This window comes from Martelella lutilitoris, from assembly GCF_016598595.1.
Taxonomy (GTDB): domain Bacteria; phylum Pseudomonadota; class Alphaproteobacteria; order Rhizobiales; family Rhizobiaceae; genus Martelella; species Martelella lutilitoris_A.
In genome coordinates this window covers 880,013-901,477 of record NZ_CP066786.1, presented here as the reverse complement: position 1 = coordinate 901,477, position 21,465 = coordinate 880,013, and the positions used below count along the sequence as shown (strand labels likewise).

At 61.5% G+C, this 21,465-nt stretch carries 22 protein-coding genes and 1 tRNA gene; 7 read left to right on the top strand and 16 right to left on the bottom strand.

The features are described from left to right. Nucleotides 1–45 precede the first annotated feature (45 nt). A complete protein-coding gene (locus tag JET14_RS04155; RefSeq protein ID WP_200336924.1) occupies nt 46–1,044 on the top strand; it encodes a mechanosensitive ion channel family protein in 999 nt (332 codons plus the stop codon). A gap of 13 nt (nt 1,045–1,057) precedes the next feature. Here JET14_RS04155 and JET14_RS04150 read toward each other — a convergent pair whose 3' ends face one another. The 10 genes from JET14_RS04150 to JET14_RS04105 all read right to left on the bottom strand — a co-directional run bounded on the left by JET14_RS04150 (nt 1,058) and on the right by JET14_RS04105 (nt 10,236). Further along, a complete protein-coding gene (locus JET14_RS04150; protein ID WP_246750509.1) occupies nt 1,058–2,299 on the bottom strand; it encodes an SLC13 family permease in 1,242 nt (413 codons plus the stop codon). Between the two features lie 78 nt (nt 2,300–2,377). After that, on the bottom strand, nt 2,378–3,619 hold the full coding sequence (locus JET14_RS04145) for an ammonium transporter (RefSeq protein ID WP_200336922.1): 1,242 nt from the start codon (nt 3,617–3,619) through the stop codon (nt 2,378–2,380). A 56-nt stretch (nt 3,620–3,675) separates the two neighbouring features. Then, nucleotides 3,676–4,662 carry an urea transporter gene (gene yut, locus JET14_RS04140; RefSeq protein ID WP_200336921.1) on the bottom strand — a complete coding sequence of 329 codons (987 nt, stop codon included), beginning with the start codon at nt 4,660–4,662 and terminating at the stop codon, nt 3,676–3,678. A 25-nt stretch (nt 4,663–4,687) separates the two neighbouring features. Next, nucleotides 4,688–5,623, bottom strand: a complete 936-nt coding sequence (locus tag JET14_RS04135) for an urease accessory protein UreD (protein ID WP_200336920.1) — start codon at nt 5,621–5,623, stop codon at nt 4,688–4,690. Between the two features lie 4 nt (nt 5,624–5,627). Further along, nucleotides 5,628–6,269: an urease accessory protein UreG gene (ureG, locus tag JET14_RS04130; RefSeq protein WP_024709029.1), complete on the bottom strand. Its 642-nt coding sequence runs from the start codon at nt 6,267–6,269 to the stop codon at nt 5,628–5,630. Nucleotides 6,270–6,291: 22 nt separating this feature from the next. Next, nucleotides 6,292–7,014 carry an urease accessory protein UreF gene (locus tag JET14_RS04125; RefSeq protein ID WP_246750508.1) on the bottom strand — a complete coding sequence of 241 codons (723 nt, stop codon included), beginning with the start codon at nt 7,012–7,014 and terminating at the stop codon, nt 6,292–6,294. A gap of 13 nt (nt 7,015–7,027) precedes the next feature. Further along, a complete protein-coding gene (gene ureE / locus JET14_RS04120; protein WP_200336919.1) occupies nt 7,028–7,612 on the bottom strand; it encodes an urease accessory protein UreE in 585 nt (194 codons plus the stop codon). Between the two features lie 148 nt (nt 7,613–7,760). Next, nucleotides 7,761–9,479 carry an urease subunit alpha gene (locus JET14_RS04115; protein ID WP_200336918.1) on the bottom strand — a complete coding sequence of 573 codons (1,719 nt, stop codon included), beginning with the start codon at nt 9,477–9,479 and terminating at the stop codon, nt 7,761–7,763. A gap of 36 nt (nt 9,480–9,515) precedes the next feature. Continuing rightward, complete coding sequence (locus JET14_RS04110) at nt 9,516–9,923, bottom strand: urease subunit beta (protein WP_200336917.1); 408 nt, start codon at nt 9,921–9,923, stop codon at nt 9,516–9,518. A 10-nt stretch (nt 9,924–9,933) separates the two neighbouring features. Beyond that, entirely contained in the window at nt 9,934–10,236 is a 303-nt protein-coding gene (locus JET14_RS04105; RefSeq protein WP_026173120.1) for an urease subunit gamma, read from the bottom strand. Between the two features lie 403 nt (nt 10,237–10,639). Here JET14_RS04105 and JET14_RS22650 point away from each other — a divergent pair, with 403 nt between their 5' ends. Together JET14_RS22650 and JET14_RS04095 are read left to right on the top strand one after the other, a co-directional pair. Beyond that, entirely contained in the window at nt 10,640–10,777 is a 138-nt protein-coding gene (locus tag JET14_RS22650) for a hypothetical protein (RefSeq protein ID WP_210342050.1), read from the top strand. Beyond that, the gene (locus JET14_RS04095) at nt 10,777–11,265 is read left to right on the top strand and encodes a LuxR C-terminal-related transcriptional regulator (RefSeq protein WP_200336915.1); all 489 of its coding nucleotides are present in this window, start codon (nt 10,777–10,779) and stop codon (nt 11,263–11,265) included. The genes JET14_RS22650 and JET14_RS04095 overlap by 1 nt, the downstream gene beginning before the upstream one ends. 15 nt (nt 11,266–11,280) lie before the next feature. On the opposite strand, the gene JET14_RS04090 is transcribed toward JET14_RS04095, so the two are convergent. The 6 genes from JET14_RS04090 to JET14_RS04065 all read right to left on the bottom strand — a co-directional run bounded on the left by JET14_RS04090 (nt 11,281) and on the right by JET14_RS04065 (nt 16,932). Further along, the gene (locus tag JET14_RS04090; RefSeq protein ID WP_200336914.1) at nt 11,281–12,213 is read right to left on the bottom strand and encodes an FUSC family protein; all 933 of its coding nucleotides are present in this window, start codon (nt 12,211–12,213) and stop codon (nt 11,281–11,283) included. A 137-nt stretch (nt 12,214–12,350) separates the two neighbouring features. Continuing rightward, the gene (crcB, locus tag JET14_RS04085; RefSeq protein ID WP_200337980.1) at nt 12,351–12,728 is read right to left on the bottom strand and encodes a fluoride efflux transporter CrcB; all 378 of its coding nucleotides are present in this window, start codon (nt 12,726–12,728) and stop codon (nt 12,351–12,353) included. A gap of 284 nt (nt 12,729–13,012) precedes the next feature. Further along, nucleotides 13,013–14,701, bottom strand: coding sequence for an aspartate-alanine antiporter (gene aspT / locus JET14_RS04080; protein ID WP_200336913.1), 1,689 nt, complete (start codon nt 14,699–14,701; stop codon nt 13,013–13,015). A gap of 278 nt (nt 14,702–14,979) precedes the next feature. Continuing rightward, nucleotides 14,980–16,071 carry a linear amide C-N hydrolase gene (locus tag JET14_RS04075; RefSeq protein ID WP_200336912.1) on the bottom strand — a complete coding sequence of 364 codons (1,092 nt, stop codon included), beginning with the start codon at nt 16,069–16,071 and terminating at the stop codon, nt 14,980–14,982. A gap of 373 nt (nt 16,072–16,444) precedes the next feature. Next, nucleotides 16,445–16,531: transfer RNA gene (locus JET14_RS04070), tRNA-Leu, on the bottom strand. A 98-nt stretch (nt 16,532–16,629) separates the two neighbouring features. Then, the gene (locus JET14_RS04065; protein ID WP_200336911.1) at nt 16,630–16,932 is read right to left on the bottom strand and encodes a SelT/SelW/SelH family protein; all 303 of its coding nucleotides are present in this window, start codon (nt 16,930–16,932) and stop codon (nt 16,630–16,632) included. Nucleotides 16,933–17,074: 142 nt separating this feature from the next. Here JET14_RS04065 and JET14_RS04060 point away from each other — a divergent pair, with 142 nt between their 5' ends. From JET14_RS04060 to hemH, 4 genes are all read left to right on the top strand, one after another. Continuing rightward, entirely contained in the window at nt 17,075–17,575 is a 501-nt protein-coding gene (locus JET14_RS04060; protein WP_200336910.1) for a GFA family protein, read from the top strand. Nucleotides 17,576–17,662: 87 nt separating this feature from the next. Next, on the top strand, nt 17,663–18,271 hold the full coding sequence (locus JET14_RS23025) for a hypothetical protein (protein ID WP_246750506.1): 609 nt from the start codon (nt 17,663–17,665) through the stop codon (nt 18,269–18,271). Between the two features lie 168 nt (nt 18,272–18,439). After that, complete coding sequence (locus JET14_RS04050) at nt 18,440–20,053, top strand: bifunctional metallophosphatase/5'-nucleotidase (RefSeq protein ID WP_200336909.1); 1,614 nt, start codon at nt 18,440–18,442, stop codon at nt 20,051–20,053. 298 nt (nt 20,054–20,351) lie between these two features. Next, nucleotides 20,352–21,422 (top strand): ferrochelatase, encoded by a 1,071-nt coding sequence (hemH, locus tag JET14_RS04045; protein ID WP_200336908.1) that lies wholly within the window; start codon nt 20,352–20,354, stop codon nt 21,420–21,422. The last annotated feature ends 43 nt before the right edge of the window (nt 21,423–21,465 follow it).

Below are 21,465 nucleotides of genomic sequence, written 5' to 3'. Positions count from 1 at the left end.
CAATGCCGTGCTACATTCCCGTTGTTCTCAGAGGACTGAAAACCTATGACCGTCTACTGGATAAATGCAGGGCTTCTGGGCGCCCTTCTCGCTGTCGCACTGGCCTGTAGCCTTGGAATGCGCAAAAGAGAGGCCTGGTCCCACAGCATCTCCCTTCACGCCCTCCTGTTCGCCGCGATCACGGGCTTTCTGCTGCTCCTCAACAGGACGATCGACCAGATCGCGGCGGCGGAGAAGTTCACCGCAATCAAGCCGGACATCATCGACGATATCACGCTGGTGGCGATCGGCCTGACGGCCATGCAGCAGTCCTTCCGATTGATCAACCGCCTGACCGCCGATCAGGTGACGAAGGGAAGCGACAAGACCTCCGCCACGAGCATCGCCCGTATTCTCAAAATGGCAATCGTCCTGTTGCTGCTGCTGCTGTTCGGCGAGCATCTGGGCCTGAGCCTCTCCGGCCTGATGGCCTTCGGCGGCTTCGGCGGCATCGCCATCGGCATTGCCGGGCGGGATGTCCTGAGCAACATGTTCTCGGGCGTGATGCTCTATTTCGACAGGCCGTTCCGGCTGGGTGACTGGATACGCTCGCCAGACCGCGACATCGAAGGCACGGTGGAGGAGATAGGCTGGCGCATGACCAGGATCACCACTTTCGACAAGCGCCCGCTTTTCGTGCCGAACTCCGTGTTTTCCTCGATCAGCGTCGAAAACCCCGGCCAGATGCGCAACAGGCGCATCGATACCACGATTGGCCTTCGCTACGAGGATGCCGACAAGATTGCCGCCGTCGTCGCCGATATCCGCGCCATGCTGCATCAAAGCGAGCATATCGATCTGAACCAGACGCTTCTTGTCTATTTCAACGACTTCGCCGATTCCTCACTGAACATCATGGTCTACTGCTTCACCAAGACGACCCGCTGGGCCGAGTGGCTGGCGATCCAGCAGGATGTTTACCTGAAAATCGTCGACATCGTTCATGCCCACGGCGCTGACTTCGCCTTCCCCTCGCAGACGGTCTATCTCGAAAAGGACAGCTGAGACGCGGCCATCGTCAGGTCAGAAGCGCGATCCAGGCGAGCGCGAGCACCATGCACAAAAGCGTGACGGGGACGCCGGCGCGGCAGAATTCGCCCATGCCGATCTTCACGCCCCGGTCCTTCGCCTGCTCGACCACGATGATGCCGGCGAGGCTGCCGAAGATGATCAGATTGCTGGAAAAGCCCGTGCCCAGCGCCAACGCCGCGCCCAGCGCTTCGGTGTTCGCCGCATGCGGCAGGAAGGGCGCGAGCAGCATGACCGCCGGATTGTTGCCGACAATATTGCTGAGCGCGGATGCGACGAGGAACAGGATCGAGGGATTGGCGAAATCGACGCCTGCGCCCTGAAGGTCGTGGACCACCTTCTGCGGCATTCCGGTCTGGGCCAGCGCCGCATTGACCACGAACAGGCCGGCCAGCAGCAGAAGAAGGTTGCCGTCGACCGTTCCGATGACCTCCTTCGACGACACCTGCCGGTTGACCAGCATGACGGCGGCGGCCGAAAGGGCCACCATTTCACGCGGCCAGTCCGTCAAGACAAAGGCGGCAACAACGGCGGTCGTGACGATGGCCGCCTTGACGGTCTCGGCGATATCGAGTTTCTGGGCAGGCGCGGCGACCGGGGCGGACGGGGGCTGTTCTTCAACCGAGGCAAGGTTCCAGCGCCCGCGATAGATCAGACATACCGCCCCCCAGACGACCGGCAGCGAGATCAGCGCCGGCACCAGCGCCACCTTCATGAAGCCTGTGAATGAAAGGCCGAGCGTCTGCGCCGCGATCATGTTTTGCGGGCTGCCGATGATCGTCGCCACCGAGCCGGTATTGGTCGCGAAACAGAAGCCGAGCAGGAAGGGAACCGGATTGAGGCCGCGCGACATGGTGATCGAGACCAGTAGCGGCGTCATCGCGACAATCACGACATCATTGGTCAGCAGGGCGGAAAGCCCGCCCCCGGTGACCACAAGGAACGCAAGCAGTTCCGGCGGCGAGACCTTCAGCGAGGCAACCCGCCCGGCCAGCCACTGATAGAAACCGGACACCGTGAAAGCCCCCGAGACGATCATCAGGCCGAACAGCAGTCCGACGGTCTGGTAATCGATCGCGTCCCAAGCCTGCTTGTCGGTGATCCGCCCGAAGCCGATCATCGCCAGCGCGCCGACAACCGCTGCGCCGGTCCGGTCAACGCGAAAACCCGGCAGATAGCCGAGCGCCAGCGCCAGATAGACCAGAAGAAAGATGATGACGGCGATATCCACGGCGGCTCCGGCGGTCTTCGGGAAATACAAAACGACAGCCGGGCAGCCTTGAGACCACCCGGCTGTCGTGATTGTAGCTTACTTGTTGATGTCGTTCTTCATGTTCCAGAGATTGAAGGCGCGTTCGCCGACCATGTCTTCATCGACGCCTCCTTCCTGAATATCGTCAGCCACCCGCAGATGGCCGAAGCCCGCGAGGATCTTTAGCAGGATCGTCGTGATGATCCACGAATAGGCGGCGACAATGAGGACGGCCAGCACCTGCACGCCAAGCTGCTTCACGCTCGCCGAAACGGCGTTGATATGCGAACTGGCCATGAAGCCGATCAGGATCGCGCCGGTCATGCCGCCGACGCCGTGGGCGCGCCAGACCTCCAGCGTATCGTCGATCTTCAGCCATTCCTGGACATATTTGGCGTTGTAGCAGACTGTTGCGCCGATCGCCCCGATCAGCAGCGCGGCCATCGGTTCGACATAGCCGGCGGCGGGCGTGATCGTGGCAAGGCCGGTCACCGCGCCGACGAGAACGCCGGAGAAGGAGACCCGCTTGTGCTCGCGCCATTCCCACAACATCCAGACCAGCATGGCAATCGCGCCAGCGAGCATGGTGTTGGTAAAGGCGTAGGCCGCCAGCGCATCCGCCGCATAGGCGCCGCCGGCATTGAAGCCGAACCAGCCGAACCACAAAAGACCCGCGCCGAGCGCCACCAGCGGCAGGCTCGCCGGCTGGCTTTCCGGGGCGCCGACCGCGACCTTGCGCTTGCCAAGGAAGCGTGCGGCGGCAAGGGCCGAGAAACCCGCGGCGGTGTGGATCACGATACCGCCGGCAAAATCGACGACGCCCATCTTGGAAAGAAATCCGCCGCCCCAGATCCAGTGCGCCGCCGGCAGGTATACCAGGATCGTCCACAAAGCGACGAAGAACAGGTAGGCCCCGAATTTGAAACGCCCGACAAAGGCGCCGGTCATCAGTGCCGGCGTGATGATCGCGAACATCATCTGATAGGCGAAGACCATCATGAAGGGAATGTGCGGCGCGTAGGTGTCATTCGGGCTGATGCCCACATGATACATCCCGAAATAGGGACGGATATCGCCGATGATCCCGCCGATCGACGGACCGAAGGCCAGGCTGAAACCGCCGAACACCCAGATGATGCTGACGATCCCGATGCAGACGAAATTCTGGATCATGATCGACAGCACATCGCGCTGCTTGACCAGGCCGCCGTAAAACAGCGCCAGTGCCGGGGTCATCATGCAGACCAGCGCCGTGCAGATCAGAACAAACGCGGTATCCCCCGCATTGATCGCTTGCATAACCTTCTCCTTTGAAAAGCTTGTTTTTGGCGCGACCGCCCCGGTCGCGCCGCTCTTTAGTTGTTGGTATCGGTGACCAGATGCTCTCCGACCGCGCTGTGCGGATGCGGCGCAAGCAGCTTCTTCGGCGCGATGAACAGATACATCGTCAGCACATAGGGGGCGGTGAAGGACGGCAGGCCGAGCGGCTCGGTCAGCACATCATAGGCGCCCTGCAAGAAGACGGTGACGATCGTGGCCAGCAGCGCGTAGACAACCACCCGCGGCGATGGTTTCAAAAAGATGACGCCGACCGCCATTGCCGTCAGCACCGCGCTGAAACCGTAGAGCCCCTGCACCACCGAATGCGGCTCCGCCCTGAGTGCGATCGCCGTCGCCATGGCGACCAGGGAGCCGCAAATGGCGGCAATACCGGCCGCGCGCGAGGCGATCAAAATGCCGAGAAGAATGATCGCGCCGCTGATCTCGTTGCCGAGAAGATAGACCTGGCCGATATTGCGGAAGAAGATCTGGACCAGTTCGATATGGGACGGGATCACCGTCACGCCCTTGATATAGTCCGAGACCAGTTCCGGATGGTCGCCGGAAACATCGAGCGCGCCGAACGTATAGGCGCCGGCCACCAGCAGCCAGCCGGTCAGCACGAACGGGCCGGTCGACCCCGGAATGCCCCAGCTTTTGGTGATCATCGCTCCGAGCGCCGCCGTCACCACCGTGCTCATGGCCGCGCCGATGACCACATAGAACCAGAGCTGCGGCGAGACGCTGATGAAGGTGGGAATGGCGACGCCGACGAGAATGCCGTTGAAGCCAAACAGGCCGGAGGTGATCGAATCGCCGTCGCAATCGAGAAGCCGGGCGGTCAGCGTGGCGACGATGAGGCCGACGACGGCGCCGATCGTGGTCGACCAGTTGCCGCCCGCATAGCTCGCATAGCCAATTGCAAGAATGAAAAGCGCGCCCGTAAGCGCGTTCTCCATGAAGAAAACCTGCCCCGCCCCGCGCAGGCATTGCGTTGCAAAGTCTTTGCGCTTCTCCGTCATATCCGCACCCCGTTTTAGTTTGTGATCAACGCCAGAGAAATTCTTCCGGCAGCGTTTTGCCGCGCGCTTCTTCCCTGACGACCTTCCAGAAGTTCCGAACCTCCGCGCGCACGTCGTAGCTTTCGATCCCGACCACGCGCAGCATCAGGCCGGCACCGTTGGGAAGCGTCGAAACGCCGGAGATCGCGCGCGGCCGTTCTTCGCCGAAATTGACGCCGACACGTTCGCGGATGCGTTCGGCAATGGCCGGCGGCGTGATGCAGAGAATGTTGGCAAAGGCATCGTAGCCGCCCATCACCGCGGGAAAATCGATCGTCTCGTTGCCCTTCTCGATCAGCACCTTCTCGGTGAACAGCTTGCGTCCGTCGGGCCGACGGGCATTGACGGTCATCGACAGGAGATCGAAGCCGAAGCGTTCGCTCTCATGGTGGTGCTTGCGGCCGGTCATCATCATCTCGCCATAGAGCAGCGTCGCGTCCTCGTGGACCACGAGATCGGTATCGTTGATGAAGCGCGAATCTCGATAGGGGATGGTGAAATCCGGAAGGAATTCGAGATAGGCGTCTTTCTCAAGCGTGACGGTCTGATGCTGCGAAGCGTAATTGGCGTCCATCTGGTGGATGCGGTTCGCGCCCTGGGAGGTCACCTGGGCGCATGCGCCCTCGCCCACCGAAATATCGATGGTGTAGCGATCGCCCTGCAATATGCCGCCGCCGATCGAGATGATCGAGCAGATCGGCAGTTCCGGCATCGCCTCGTCCCAGTAGAGCGCCTGCTGCACCAGAAGCGGCGTGGCCCGGTAGAGGTCGGACAGGACCGAGCGGCCGCCGCGCATCGAGAAACCGAGGCGCAACGCCCCGATCTTTCCCGGTCCGGCCGCGCGCATCTGCTGAGGCTCGGTCCGGAAACCGTTCAATTCCCGGTACTCGTCGATCCGGCGCAGGCGTTGATGAAGGCTCATCGGGTCACTCTGCGGCTTGCCCGGCGGGCGTCACGTCGAACAGCGCCATGTCCATGATCAGCTTCATCAGTTCGTCTACGCCCTCGCCGGTCTTGCAATTGGTGAACACGAACGGCTTCTTGCCGCGCATCAGCTTGGAATCGCGGTCCATGACGCCGAGGTCCGCGCCGACGTAAGGGGCGAGGTCGGTCTTGTTGATCACGAGGATATCCGACTGGCAGACGCCAGCGCCGTTCTTGCGCGGAATCTTGTCGCCGGCGGCGACGTCGATGACGTAGATGTAGAAATCGGCGAGCGCCGGGCTGAAGGTCAGCGTCAGGTTGTCGCCGCCGGATTCGATCAGGATGACGTCGCTGTCGGGATACTTTTCTTCCATCTCCTCGACCGCGGCGATGTTCATGGAAGGGTCCTCGCGCACCGCGGTGTGCGGGCAGGCGCCGGTTTCCACGCCGACGATCTTCTCCTCGACCAGCACGCCCTTCAGCGTGCGCCGGACCTGTTTTGCGTCCTCGGTGGTGACCACGTCATTGGTGATGATCAGCGGCTTGACGCCAAGCTCGATCAGCCGCGGGGTAATGGTTTCGATCACGGCCGTCTTGCCAGATCCGACCGGGCCGCCGATGCCGATACGCGTGATTTTCTTCATTGTGCCATTCCTTTTCCGCCGGTCAGTTCATGAACAGCCGGACATGGGTTTTCGTGTGATGGGCGACGAGGACATCGAAGACCGGCGCGAAGCCGGACATTTCGTCGAGTTCCAGCCCGCCGACGCGCGCGTAATCGTCCTCGACGCGGCCCTGCACGGCAAACAGGATGCGCTGGGTATCGAGATGATCAATCCGCATCAGCCGCACCGCCGCACTCATGATCATCGCCGCCACGCCGTACTGATGGACCACGAAGGCCTGCCTCTCATCGGCGCCCATATGGGCGAGCGCGACCGCCTGGCCGACCGGAAAGCAGCCGGGCGTCCTGCCGGCCTTGATATCCGCCAGCCAGCGTTCGAGAACGGGAAAGGCGCTGATCTTCAGGGACAGCTCCGCAAACTTGCGGCCCATGCGGGCGAGCATCATCTGCTGTTCCTCGCCCACGCGCCGGTTCCACAATTCGCGGTCCGCCTCGAGCACGGCGTCGTAGGCGCCGCGGCGGGCCGCGCGATGGGCATGAAGAAAGGCGATGCCGTCCATGCCGGAAGCCTGCCGCACCACCGTTTCGACGAACCGTTCCAGGCTTGCCGCATCGGCCACGACGCCGGTCTGGATTGCCGATTCCAACCCGTTGGAAAAGGCGAAAGCGCCAACGGGCAACGTCGAATCGGAAAACTGCAGAAGACGCGCGAGCAGAACCATGTCGTTTTCGCACCGCATCTGGACGCCGTTCGTGTCTGGCATTTCCGCCTCCGGCTCAGTGATGGTGGTGATGGTCGCCATGGCCGTGATCATGGTGGTGGTGCGGCGTCGCGTCCGCGCCGGCAAACAGCATCCGCACCTCGCGGGCGTCGAGCTTGGCGGCGATTTCCTCGCCCGGCGCGAAATGGCTTTTCACGCCCTCGAAGGCATGGGTCTTCATCACCGAGGCCATGACCTTCTGGTCGACCGAAAGCGGCACATAGACGGTGCTGCCCTTGATCACCGCAGGCCAGTGCTGGTTGCCAAGCCCGTGGCCCAGCTCGAAGCAGATCCTGAGGATTTCCTGCGGCGCGAGCGTTTCCAGCCCTTCGAGCTCGATGACCATGACCTCCTTCAGCGCGATGCGGGCGGCGATGATGGTGTTGCTGGCCTCGTCGTAGTGCAGGACATCGTCATTGTGGAGATGCTCCGATCGCGGCAGCGAGATCGCGAGTTCGGTTCCGCCCTCGCTCGCCTTGCGCAGGCGGTTCTTCGGCGCTTCCCACTGTTCGAGCGCGAGGTAATCGACCGTCGCTTCGTGGGAGCGTTTGTGCCAGTCGGCATCCTTGAGGTTGCCAAGGATTTTTTCGACAAGAATCATGATGTTCGCCGCATTCTGTGCGCCTTGAAAGAAGAGCCGAAACGCACCGGTGCCTACCTGGCCCTTGATGCCGCCTTCCGGCTGAACGTCCCCGGCGTCGTTGTTGTTGGACGGACCGGGCGAAGGTTTGCTTCGCCCGGCATCGCAATCAGCTAAAGAAGTGGAGCTGGTTCAGCGGGATCGTGGTCGCCGGCTCGACGGTCGCGTGCTTGCCGTTGACGGTCACCGCGAAGGTTTCCGGGTTGACCTCAATCTCCGGCAGCGTGCTGTTGCGCACCATCGAGCTCTTGCTGATCGTGCGCGTGCCATAGACCGGCATCACCTGCGAGCGGAGCTGGTAGCGGTCGACGATGCCGTCCTCATAGCCTGCCAGCGACGTGAAGGTCACGCGGGTCTTCGGCAGCGCCGAGCCGTAGGCGCCGAACATCGGACGGTAGAGAACCGGCTGCGGCGTGGGCAGTGAGGCGTTCGGATCGCCCATCAGCGCCCAGGAAATCAGGCCGCCCTTGATCACCATTTTCGGCTTGGCGCCGAAGAAGGCCGGCTCCCATAGCACGAGGTCGGCCATCTTGCCGACTTCGACCGAGCCGATCACATGACTGACGCCCTGCGCGATCGCCGGATTGATCGTGACCTTGGCGACGAAGCGCAGCACGCGTTCATTGTCATTGCCCGAGGTGTCGCCTTCATAGGCGCCCATGCGGTCCTTCATCAGATGCGCGGTCTGGATCGTGCGCGCCCAGTTCTCACCGACGCGGCCCATGGCCTGGCTGTCGCTGGACAGGATCGAGATCGCGCCGAGATCGTGCAGCACGTTTTCAGCGGCGATGGTTTCCGGGCGGACACGGCTTTCGGCGAAAGCGACGTCGGTCGGGATCTTCGGGCTGAGATTGTGGCAGATCATCGTCATGTCGAAGAGCTCGGCCTGCGAATTGATGCCATAGGGCAGCGTCGGGTTGGTCGAACTCGGGATGACGTTGGACTGGCCAGCCACACGGATAATGTCCGGCGCGTGACCGCCGCCGGCGCCTTCCGTGTGGTAGGTGTGGATGGTGCGACCCTCGAAGGCGGCAATCGTATTTTCGACGAAGCCGGCCTCGTTCAGCGTATCGGTATGGATGCAGACCTGAACGTCGAACTCATCGGCGGTCCGAAGCGCCGTGCGGATCGCTTCCGGCGTACTGCCCCAGTCCTCGTGGATCTTCAGACCCATGACGCCGGCGCGGAGCTGCTCCTCGATCGGCAGCCGGGCGGAGACATTGCCCTTACCCAGCACGCCGGCATTGACCGGCCAGCCGTCGAAGGAGCGCAGCATCATCTCGACATTCCAGGTGCCGGGGGTGATGGTGGTGCCGTTGGTGCCGTCGGTCGGGCCGATGCCGCCGCCGAACAGCGTGGTGACGCCGTTGGAAAGAGCCGCTTCCGCCTGCTGGGGCGAGATGAAGTGGACGTGGGCGTCGATGCCGCCAGCCGTCAGGATCAGGTGCTCGCCCGAGATCGCGTCGGTGCCCGGCCCGAGCGCCAATCCGGGCGTCACGCCCGACATGGTGGACGGGTTGCCGGCCTTGCCGATGGCGCAGATATTGCCGTTCTTGACGCCAACATCGGCCTTGATGACGCCCTGCACCGCGTCGAGAATGGTGACGTTGGTGATGACGAGATCGGGGGCGCCTGCAGCGCTGGTAAGCTCGTTGTCGTAACCCATCCCGTCGCGCAGCGTCTTGCCGCCGCCATAGACGGCTTCCTCGCCATAGACCCGGAGGTCCTTTTCGATCTCGATATAGAGATCGGTATCGCCGAGGCGGATCTTGTCGCCCGTTGTCGGACCATAGAGGTCTGAATACTGCTGTCTTGAAATCTTGGCCATTTCAGAAATCCTGTCGAATGAGGTTGTACCGGGCGGTCACTTGGACGACTTGAAGCCGTAGCGTTCCGCGCGCTCCATCGCGTCGACCAGCCGCGGCCGGCTGTCATTGTAGCTCTCGTCGCCGACCCAGCCGTTGACGAGGCCGTTGAAGCCGAGCACCCGCTGCTTGCCCTGGTAGGGAACAAGGGTGACCTCTTTCTCATCGCCCGGCTCGAAGCGCAGGGCGGTGGTTGCAGGAATGTTCAGGCGCTGACCGAATGCCTGTTCGCGATCGAATTCCAGCGCGGCGTTGACCTCGAAAAAATGAAAATGCGAGCCGACCTGGATCGGCCTGTCGCCGGTATTGCGCACCTTGAGCGTCGTCGTCGGATAGCCGGCATTGATCTCGATATCGCCCTTGCCGAGGACTAGGCCGCCGACCGGGGTTTTCTTCTCGTTCGTCATGTTCAAGCCCTCACTGAATGGGATCATGGATGGTGACGAGACGGCTGCCATCGGTGAAAACGGCCTCCACCTGCACGTAGGGGATCATGTCGACGACCCCTTCCATCACGTCGTCGCGCGTGATTTCCTTGCGCGCGATTTCCATGACCTCCTCGACGGTCTTGCCCGCGCGCGCGCCATTCAGGGCAGCCACGGAAATGAGCGAGACGGTTTCGGGGTGGTTGAGCTTCAGGCCCTGATCCTTGCGCTGCTGCGCGACCTGCGCGAGCGTGTAGATCATCAGCTTGTCGATCTCTCGAGGCGTGAAATGCATATAAGTCTCCCCTGTCAGAATGGCTGAACTTGCCGACCGTTCGTCGTCGTCAAAAACAGGCGGCGGGCGACATCCTGAATGTCGGCCGGCTCGCCGAACCCCTTATGCCCAGCCCCGCGAGGCGAGCGAGAGGATAGGCACATCGTACCCGCATGCGCCGACTGACCCTGCCGGCGCACGTCGATAAAAAAGGCAACACGTTTGACTTTTGTCAGTAACCTGAAACCGCCTGTTTTTTGAACTGTCAGGATTGACAGTTGTCATTTCCGGAAGACATGCTGCACCAATCATTGGCATATGACCGGGGACAATGCTCAAACACCTTGCAAAGGCTTGCGCCACAATCGCGAACGCGGAAAGCCTGCCTGATTTGGAGGCCTGCCTTACCAAGGCGCTCAATGAATTGGGGTTCATCAGTTACAATATCAGCCTGAACCGCAGCGATCCTTTGCAGTTCATGGAACGGCCGCTTTTGACGACATGGACGACGCGCGACCTCGATATCTATGTGATGACGGGTGGTTCGACCGTGATCCGCTGATGTCATACCTCAAGGCAAACACGGCCCCCCTCTTCTGGAAGCCCGGCATGTGGGATGGCACGCCCCGTCAGGACTATAGCGAATATGTACGTTACCAGGGCATTGCCGGCGGCGCGACACTGCCGCTGTTCGCCGCGCCGGGCAGGTTCAGCGCGATCACCCTGCTGACAATCGACAAGTCAGTTCATGTTCCCGATACGGCACATGCAATCTCCATCCTCACCAGCGTGGCGACCGCGCGGATGTCGGCCTTCACGGAAGGCCTGCCTTGCCAATACAATGTTCACGGTTTCAAGCTGCTTTCCGGATTGCAGGTGGAAATCCTCAGCTGGATTGCGAAAGGGAAAACCAACAGCGAGATCGCTCTGATTGTCGGGCGCACCGAACGCGCCGTCGCCTATCACGTGAGCGAGATACTGGCCAAGATCTCGGTCAGTTCCCGCGCGCAGGCCGCCGCATTCTACGCCGCTCTCGGATTGCGCGACTGAGCGTTCTCCGATCGATCAGCCGCCCAGCCGGTCCGCATCGGGCGAAGGCGGCAACAGCGGCAGCATCAGGCAGGCCACGCCAATGCCTGCGATCGTCAGAAGAACCCGGTTGGCGGCAATAGCCAGGGCCCCGGCTTCCGGCGAGAAGTTGAACGTCAGTGCGACAGCCGTCAGACAGAAGGACCATATGCCGTACCGTTTGGCGCCGATTACCAGCATCACGAAAACCAGCGCGCCGACCAGCAGGGCGTGAAGCCAGGGAGCGGGGGCAAGGAGGCCGAGCATCAATCCGCCGGCCGCCGCCCCGAGAAGCGTTCCAAGACCCCGCGCCTTCATCCGGTACAACGTCTCCCTGCGGGTCGGTTTTGTAACCCTGAGGCCTGCGGCGGCCAGCCAGCAGGGATGCGCGCCCGGGCTGAAACAGGCGGCGATGCTTCCCAGCAGAGATATCGAGGCAATACCGGCGAGGAAGCGCCTTTGGGCGGCGTTTTTCAACAGTTCGAGCCGCTCGGCGTCTACAGCTTTTTTCGCAACGGGAATGAAGAAGAGCACGAAAAGCAGAGCCCACAGCGTGCCGGCGAGAAAGGTCAACCCGTAGACCACGTCACCGCCGGCAGGAACCTGGCCGACAGACAGGAAGAACGCCAGCGCGGCAAGCGCAACCGGAAGCCGAAGGTAGCCGCCCCTCAGTTCTCCGGCGCCTTGCGCAAGGGCGGCCGCCAGCGCGCAGGCGAAGAAAGGACCGGAGCCCAGTTCGACGCGACCGCCGACCATCGCGAACAGGCTGATGACAAAAGCTGCCGATAGCAGCACTTTCGCTCTGCCCGCCTCGGGCAAGCGCGGAAACGAAACCATCATCAGATAGGCGCCGAACGACGCGATCGCGCCGTGCGCTGCCTGACCGGCCACAAGCCCGGCCATCCAGGGCAGCACGACCCCGAGAGCCATTGACAATGCGCCGAGGAGTTTCATCGGCGTGAGGTCAGGAGATGGTTTCAAAAGCATTGTGCCGGTTCGTGGGTTCAAAGACAGACGAATGCACATGATCGGGCCTGCAGCCTGCCGGGGCAAGGCCGCATTCACGATCACGAAAGTTGTCTGGCAACATGAAAACCTGAAAAAACGAAAACAAGCGAAACCAGCACGCTGACGAGTATATAGGCAACTGCAAGAACGGAGTCGCCCCGCGCCACAAGATTCATGTTGTCGAGGGAGAAGGACGAGAATGTCGTGAAGCCCCCGAGAAATCCGGTGACGACCAGCGCGCGGATTTCAGGTGAGCTGTCAAGCTTGTGGGTGATCAGTTCCACGGCGAAGCCGATGATGAACGAACCCAGGATATTCACGATCAGGGTCCCCCAGGGAAGATGATCGCTCCAAAGGCGGGTCGCAGCCAGACCGACCAGCCAGCGGCAGAGCGAACCGATGGCGCCGCCTGTTGCCGTTAGCAAGGCGAGAGACAGAAAGTTAACCAAAGATCACGCTCATCTTGTTTTGCCGTTCGGATGCGGTGGAAGAGTGCAGGTCCCGGCATCGAGAGCGCATCCCGGCCGGCATGGGTCAGGCGCTCCTGACAGCCCTGCTTTTCTGCTGCATCAAAACATATGCCGCCGTTTCGGCAACTGTCAGTTCTGACAGTCGCCGAAACGCGGCAAGGGAGCAGCGAGGGCGCGAACCGACTTGCCGAGAGACCGAAACGGCGACGGCGGCATGACCTGTCAAGCTTCCGGCGCCAGCGGCAAAACGCTCAACTGATCAAGACGATCACGATCCCGAGCAGGGTCAGGATCGTGCTGGATGTGGCATAGCCGACAGAATAGCCGATCGCGGGGATCTGGCTTCCGGCGCGGTCGGTAATCATGCTCAGGGCGGCGGCTGCCGTGCGCGAACCGGCGCAGCAGCCAAGCACGATGGCATCGTCAAACCGGAACAGGTATTTTCCGATGTAGAGCGACAGCAGCATCGGAAGAGCGGCGGCAAAAACGGTCCACGCGACAAACAAGACGCCAAGCTCCTTCAACCCCGCAATGATGCCGGGTCCGGCTGTCAGACCGACGACCGCAATAAACATGTTGAGGCCGATCGAGTTCATAAACCAGCTCGTCGCGCGCGGAACGCGACCGAAGGCGGGACGGATCGAGCGCAGCCAGCCAAGCAGCAGCCCAACCAGGAGAACGCCGCCGGCCGTCGAAAGCGTCAGCGGGACCTCGCCGATCTTCAGCGTCAGAGATCCGATCAGGGCGCCAATGACGATGGCCGCGCCGATGAAGGCAATGTCCGCGCGTTCCGTTTCGCGATCGAGGTAGCCGAACCTCCCCGCCGCGGCGCTGATGTCGGCCGGACGTCCCGTCACCCGGACCACATCACCGCGAAAAAGCTGCGTTTCGGGCAGGATCGGAATTGGGACGGACATCGCACCGCGGCGGATCTCGGTCAGAAATATTCCCCGGGTTTCCGGCATCTGCGCAAGCTCTCTCAGCGTTTTGCGATGAATGCTCCTTGCCGTGATCAGGATATCCGTGCCCTCGATCGAAACGCCGAGCAGTTCGGGATCATCAACCTCCCGGAGCGCCTTGCCGACCTCGTCCAGCAGAACCTCGCGCGCGCCCGCAATCGCAACGACATCGCCGGCCTCCAGCACCATATCGACCGTGGCCTCGACAACCGCGCCGTTTCGCCGGACCCGGCCGATATACATGCGGTGATTGTGGAAAAAGTGCTCGGTCTGCCCCACGGTGAGACCGGCTATTGCCGATTGGGGATCCACGAGAAAAGCGCGCGCGACATACTGGTGCCACGCCTTCGGGCTGCCGCGATCGTCGCCCGCGCCGCCGATCCGCCTGGCATAATCGCGGCAGGCCGCGGGAAGATCGATATTCAGGAGCCTTGGCCCCAGAATGCCGAGCATGACGACCGATCCGAACGTCCCGATAACATAGCTGATCGAAAAGGCCGCCGGCAGTATCTGCGCGCTCGCAGCTTTCGCGGAAGCAGCGAGCGAAGACTGCTCAATGGCGGTTTGCGAAAGGCCAAGCGCGGAAGACGTTGTCGTCGAACCGGCATAAAGACCCGCGGCAATACCCACGTCATATCCGGCCATCCTGACCGCAAGATAGACAGAACCAAGACTGAGACCGCAGACGAGGACCGCGAACAGGGCCTGTTGCAGGCCGCCGGAAAACAACCCGCGGACAAATTGCGGACCGGCGCTGTAGCCCACGGCAAAAAGATAGAACATGAAGAAAATGATCTTCACATCCGGAGAGACATCGATGCCGATCTGCCCGATCACAAGAGCCGCCAGCAGCGTGGCCGTCACATCTCCGAGGGAGATGCCGGCAATTTTCACGCGCCCCAGGGAATAGCCCAGCAGCAAGGACAGAAACAGCGGAATTTCGACGTTTGTCCGCAGCGTTGTGAACAGCCACTCCAGCATGAAAAGGATACTCCGTCATAACCGCGCCCCGGCACATCGTGCGTGCCGAAAACAGATCCCGTCTTCCGGGCCCGGCGCGCTGCAGCATTGCGGGGAAAGCCGGATCACCGCAAATGCTCCATCTCTTTGTTTTACGCAATTCCGGACGGAAACCGGCTCCCACTTTTGCTGGAATTGCGCCGGAGCGCCGTGCGTCCATTCGGATGCGCGGCGCTCCGGCCTATCGAATCTACGCATCGCGCTTTCCGGAAATCGATCCCGATTTTCGGGCCGAGGCGCTAGGCAAAGGACGCCGTCACGTCCTTCATACCCGCCAGCATTTGCGCCATTGGGCGCGAGCGGAACTCAGGCGTCTGCGCAAGCGCGCCGACATCGAGGCGGGTGTAGTTCATGCCGCCGCTATCGCGCAGGAAAAACAGCTTTCTGTCCAGATCGGAAAGGCTTGTCCATGTGGTGAACTCCGTCGCGATCTCCTCGCTGACCTGCCCCTGTACCTGCAGATGACTGCTCCCCTGGTCCGGATAATCGACGGCAATGCCGCGCGGGCGGTCGAAATTGTTCATGATATGCGCCACCATCTGCACCGCCCGGTCGGGCTCCGCCTGCTTCTCCGCGAATTCGGCATAGAAAGCAGCTCTGACGAAACGGTCCACGGATGTGTCCGAGGCAGGCAACCCGGCCTTCGCGATCCCCGCGCCGGACTGCTGTGCCGCGTAGGAGCCAAAATTTGCCTTCGAGCGGTCGATATTGTCAAGGAAGGTATAATTGTTGAGATTGGTGAGATGCCAGGAAAACTGCGGCGCGTTGGTCATGACGCCGACCGGGTTGTCATAGACGGTTCGCGCGCCATGATGAAACTCGATGACAATACTCTTGCCCCGGGCATCGTGGACGGCGAAATGAAACGGCATTCGCAGGCCGCCCAGGATCGGAACGCGCTCCAGCGCGACAGGCTGCGAGACGATAGCCGCCTTCACCTCTTCCACGGTCTCGAACTGACCAAGCACCCAGGCTCCCAGATCGGCGGCGGAGAGCGCGACTGTTTCGCCGTCAGGAATGCCATCCTCGCCTGCGGCCTGCGGATAGGACTGAACGCTGAAGGTCAGGCCTGCGCCGTTCAGGCCCTCGAGCACTTTCAGGCCCTCGGATGTGAACGGGGTGTCCTCGCGGGGGACGGCCGACGGCATGGTGACCGCAACAAAATGATGGGACGACGTCCATGTCACGGGTTTGCATCCCTCGACGACCGACGCCATGGCCAAACCTGCCGGAAAGACGGAAACCTGGTAGGGAAGATCGATGCTGAGTTCGAGCGTTCGGCCCAGATAGGCCCGGTTTTGAGCGTCGAAGTAAAGAAGCGACGTGCACATACCGTTATCCTCCGTTGTTCGCCTTGGGCCGGGAGCAGGAATGCGTGACCGGTTTCCCATGCACCCGACTGACCCGACTGAAATGCCGCGCGCCGAGGCGACCTCTCGTAAACGGAACCGGCGCCCTTTTGAACTGTCAGGGCTGACAGTTGCCGCCCCGGCGCGCAGCAGGGCGTCGTCTTTGCCGAGCCTCGCAATCGTCAACCCGCAGCCTGCAGCGCGTGCCGGACTGAACCTGTGGATCGGGACCATGGCCCATGGACCGGTGAAGTAACAGGCTGCAAGCGGACGGGAGGGGGGCGAAAACAAAAAAGCCCGGAAAACCGGGCTTTTTGCGGCTTTTCTGAACATCCACGACGTTCAGAAAAATGATTGGTGCCCAGAAGAGGACTCGAACCTCCACACCCTTGCGAGTACCAGCACCTGAAGCTGGCGCGTCTACCAATTCCGCCATCTGGGCAACGACCGCTCGTTTAAGAGACGCGGCGGGTTTCGTCAACGGGTATTTGACGTTTTGACGACAAAAATTTCGCCCGCCCGCCGTCGTCGTTCCGGTCTTCAGTCCGCGGCCTTCGGCGCCTTCACCCGGTCAACGTGGCCGAGATCGCGTTCAGGATCGATGACGTCGCGGACGAGCTGCTTCAGTTCCTTCGGCCCGGGAAAGCCGCCGTTGCGCTTGCGCTCCCAGACGAGCGCGCCATCGATCCGGATTTCGAAAATGCCGCCGGTTCCCGGCTTCAGCGTCACCGCGCCAAGTTCGTGCGAAAAGGTCGACAACAGTTCCTGCGCCATCCAGGCCGAACGCATCAGCCAGTTGCACATGCTGCAATACTCGATGGTCACCACCGGTTTCTCGCTCATCGGACGCTCCGCTGTTTCGCAATATCGCTTCCGCGTTCCTTAGGCGCATGACGGAACGCAAGGCAATACCGGCATACGGCAATTATCGTCATTTTCATTCTTTCCGCGATAGACTGGCCGCTCTGCACGAAAGGAGCGCATCATGACCGACGAAACCTTCGAGGGCGGCTGTTTCTGCGGCGCAGTGCGCTTTGCCATGCGCGGGCGACCGATGTTCATTCACGCCTGCCACTGCAAGGACTGCCGCCGGCAATCGGGCGGCCCCTTCGTGATCAATGGACTGATCGAGGCGGACCGGATTTCTCTTTCTGAAGGCGCGCCGGCCTGCCGCACGCTTGCCACCGACAGCGGCTATCCGCACGACCTGTTCTTTTGCGCGGATTGCGGCTCGCCATTGTGGAGCGATTACGGCCGGCGCGGCTGGATGCTTTTCGTGCGGCTGGCGGCGCTTGATGCGCCGGAGCGCTTCACGCCGGATGTCCATATCTACACGGTCTCGAAACTCCCCTGGGTGCCGCTGCCCTCCGGCGCCCGCACTTTTCCCCATTATTACGATATGAATGCCGAATGGCCGGCGGAAAGCACGGAAAGGCGACGTTCGGCGCGGGCGCGCGCGGCGAAGGCGGGCGGCAATCCGGCCTGATCTACGCTGCGGCGGGAACCAAAAGCCTGCTCAACGGTTGCCTTTTCAGGTAAAATAGGCCTTTCTAGCGCAAAGACAGGACCGCAGATGAGTACCAAAGTGAAACCGTTCCTCGCCACGACCTTTACCGCCTGCGCCCTGCTCCTGGCGGGTTGCACCACCTATGAGCAGCCGCGCAGCCTGCCCGCGCCCACCCAGCCGCAAGCCCCGCGCACGGCCGTCGACGGCCAGTGGCGGGACAAGGACGGCATTATCTCCAGCTTCTCCGCCGGCAAGTTCGAAACCCGCACGACGGATTCCAACCAGGTGCTCGCCGTCGGCAGCTACATCGTCAATGGTAATGTGGTCGAGATCGATGTCACCTCGGTGCTGCGACAGACCCGTTCACGCGTCAACTGCGCCATCGCCGCCCCCTATCTTCTGAACTGCACGCCGAGCCAGGGCGCCCGCTTCTCGCTCTACAAGCCGGCGGCAGCCCCGATCGGCTTCACCCTCGATGACGCGGCAGCCATGACGGCAAATGCGCCCCAGCAGCCGATCGCGCCCGGATCCGCCATGCCCCCCCAGCAGATGGGGTCGACCCAGCCGCAAATGGGTAGCCAGACCTATTCGACCGCCAATCCGTCAAGCACCTACCCGGCATCCACGACCCCCGGCGTCAACTTTTCCACGATGCAAAGTAGTTCCAACTACTAGCACCAGGCGCGTCAAAAAAAGCTCCTTGAGAGGCTGGCTGGCTGCAAAACGCCTCTCAACCATCAATTCGAGGCTTGACGACCAGCCTAAAATCATCGTCACATTCCATGGCTATACTCGGCATCGGGGCATAAGCGCCGCGCCCTTTCTTCGAACCAGGAGTCTGCCATGCATTCCCTTTCCAAAGCCGCCCTGCTCGCGGCTTCCGTGCTGTCGCTTTCCGCCGGCAGCGCCTTTGCCGATTTTCAGTTGAACATCCTCCATATCAACGACCTGCATTCGCGCATCGAGGCGATCAACAAATATGATTCGACTTGCTCGACGGAAGAAGCCGATGCTGGCGAATGCTTCGGCGGTATTGCGCGGGTCAAGGCAGCGATCGACGGAAAACGGACAGAGCTCGAGGGCGAAAACCTTCTGGTGCTTGATGCCGGTGACCAGTTCCAGGGCTCGCTGTTCTACACCGAATACAAGGGCGCCCCGATCGCCGAATTCATGAACGGCATCGGCTTCGATGCCATGGCGATCGGCAACCACGAATTCGATGACGGGCCGGAAGAACTGCTGAACTTCATCAACGCCATCGAATTCCCGATCCTTTCGGGCAACACGATCGCCGCGGATGACAGCATCGTTGCCGGCAAGTTCGATGACTATACGGTTTTCGATTTCAACGGCGAGAAAGTTGCGGTGGTTTCGGTTCTCGCCACGGATACCGGCGAGACATCCTCGCCCGGCGCGAAGATCTCGTTCGAGGACGAAATCGAATATCTGAAGAAGGCCGTCCCGGAAATCGAGGCGGAGGGCGTCAACAAGATCATCCTGCTCTCCCATGTCGGCTACAAGCGCGACCAGGAGATTGCGGCAGCGGTTGACGGCATTGACGTTATCGTCGGCGGCCACAGCCACACGCTCCTTTCCAGCACGGATGAAGATGCCGCAGGCCCTTACCCGACGATGGTCGCCAACCCGTCGGGCGAAGAGGTTCCGGTCGTCACCGCCTATGCCTACTCCAAATATCTCGGCGACCTCGCCGTAACCTTCGACGATGACGGCAAGGTAACGGATGTCTCCGGCGCTCCCATCCTGCTCGACGCATCGGTTACGCCCGACGAGGCTTTTGCCGCGCGCGTTCAGGAACTCGATGCCCCGCTTGAGGAACTGAAGCAGCAGGAAGTCGGCGAATCGACAGCTGTCATCATCGGCGACCGCAACGTCTGCCGCGCCGAGGAATGCCCGATGGGCAATCTCGTGGCCGATGCCATGCTGGAGCGCGTGGCCGACCAGGGCATTACCATCGCCATCCAGAACGGCGGCGGCGTGCGCGCCTCGATCGACGAAGGCATCGTCACCATGGGCGAAGTGCTGACCGTGCTTCCCTTCCAGAACACGATCGCCACCTTCCAGCTCAAGGGCTCCGACGTTGTTGCCGCGCTGGAGAACGGCCTCTCCAAAATCGAGGAGGGCGCCGGCCGCTACCCGCAGGTCTCCGGGCTGAAATACACCTATGATGCCGGCAAGGAACCCGGCAGCCGGGTGGTTTCGGTCGAAGTCGAAACCGGCGAGGACACGTTTGCCCCGATCGATCCCGACACGGTCTACGGCGTCGTCACCAACAACTACATGCGCGGCGGCGGCGACGGCTATGCGGTTTTCGCCGAGAAGGGCATGAACGCCTATGATTTCGGCCCGAACCTGGAAGAGGCCGTTGCCGAATATCTCGGCGAGAACAGCCCCTACACGCCCTATGTCGACGGCCGCATCACCAATGTGGCGAAGTAACTGAAGCCTCTCAACCCACAATCTCCCCCCTTGAGGGGGAGATGCCCCGGCAGGGGCAGAGGGGGATGAACCTTCTCAGCAAACTCGGGGTACGAGGCTTATGCCCTTACCCCTCTTTGTCGCTTTCGCGACATCTAACCCTCAAGGGGAGAGATTGTTTGCTGCCCTGCTTCCCGCCCTTCAATGTCAGCAGCAGACGGCATATCCTCCGATCCGCCTGCGACACCCTATAATCTGGCGAAGCCTTGTTTGCGTTGTTATATGAAACCCGACAACGACAACAATGGAAAGACTGCCGATGTCTGAAATGCATGCCGCCTGGCCGGATAACCACCCAAGCGTCGCCTTCGGCAAGGTCGGCGTTCTCCTCGTCAACCTCGGGACGCCGGACGGCACGGACAAGAAGTCCATGCGCCGCTATCTGGAAGAGTTCCTGACCGACAAGCGCGTGATCGAATGGCCGAAGGCGCTCTGGTATCCGATCCTCTACGGCATCGTTCTCAATCGCCGTCCGGCCAAGGTGGGCGAGGCCTATGAGCTGATCTGGAACAAGGAACAGAACGAGAGCTTTCTGCGCACCTATACACGGAGCCAGGCGGAAAAGCTCGCGGGACATTACGCAGGCACCGAGAACCTGGTGATCGACTGGGCGATGCGCTACGGCCAGCCCTCGATCCCTGCCCGCATCGAGGCGCTGAAGGCGGCGGGCTGCGAACGCATTCTCCTCTTTCCGCTCTATCCGCAATATGCCGCCTCGACGACCGCCACGGTCAACGACAAGGCGTTCCAGACATTGCTCGACATGCGCTGGCAGCCGGCGCTGCGTACCGTGCCCCCCTATCACGACGATCCGGTCTATATCGACGCGCTGGCGCAATCGGTGACCGACCATCTGGCGACGCTCGACTGGGAGCCGGAACTCATCATCACCTCCTTCCACGGCATTCCGCAGTCCTATTTCAAGAAAGGCGACCCCTATCACTGCCAGTGCCAGAAAACGGCGCGGCTTCTGCGGGAGAGGCTCGGTCTTTCCAAGGAGCGGCTGATGATCACCTTCCAGTCCCGCTTCGGCCCGGAGGAATGGCTGCAACCCTACACCGACAGGACGGTCGAGGGCCTGCCCAAGAAGGGGGTGAAGCGCATAGCCGTGATCAATCCCGGCTTTGTTTCCGACTGTCTGGAGACGCTGGAGGAAATCGGCGAACAGGCGCGCGAGAGCTTTCTCGAGCATGGCGGCGAGAAATTCACCCATATCCCCTGTCTCAACGACACGCCTCTCGGCATGCGGGTGATCGAGCATGTTGTAAACCGCGAGCTACGCGGCTGGCTGGAACCGGAAATCGCGCGAGCAGCAATAAACGACACGTAAAGCGCGTTTTCATATTATAAGAACGATAAGACACCACCAGTTT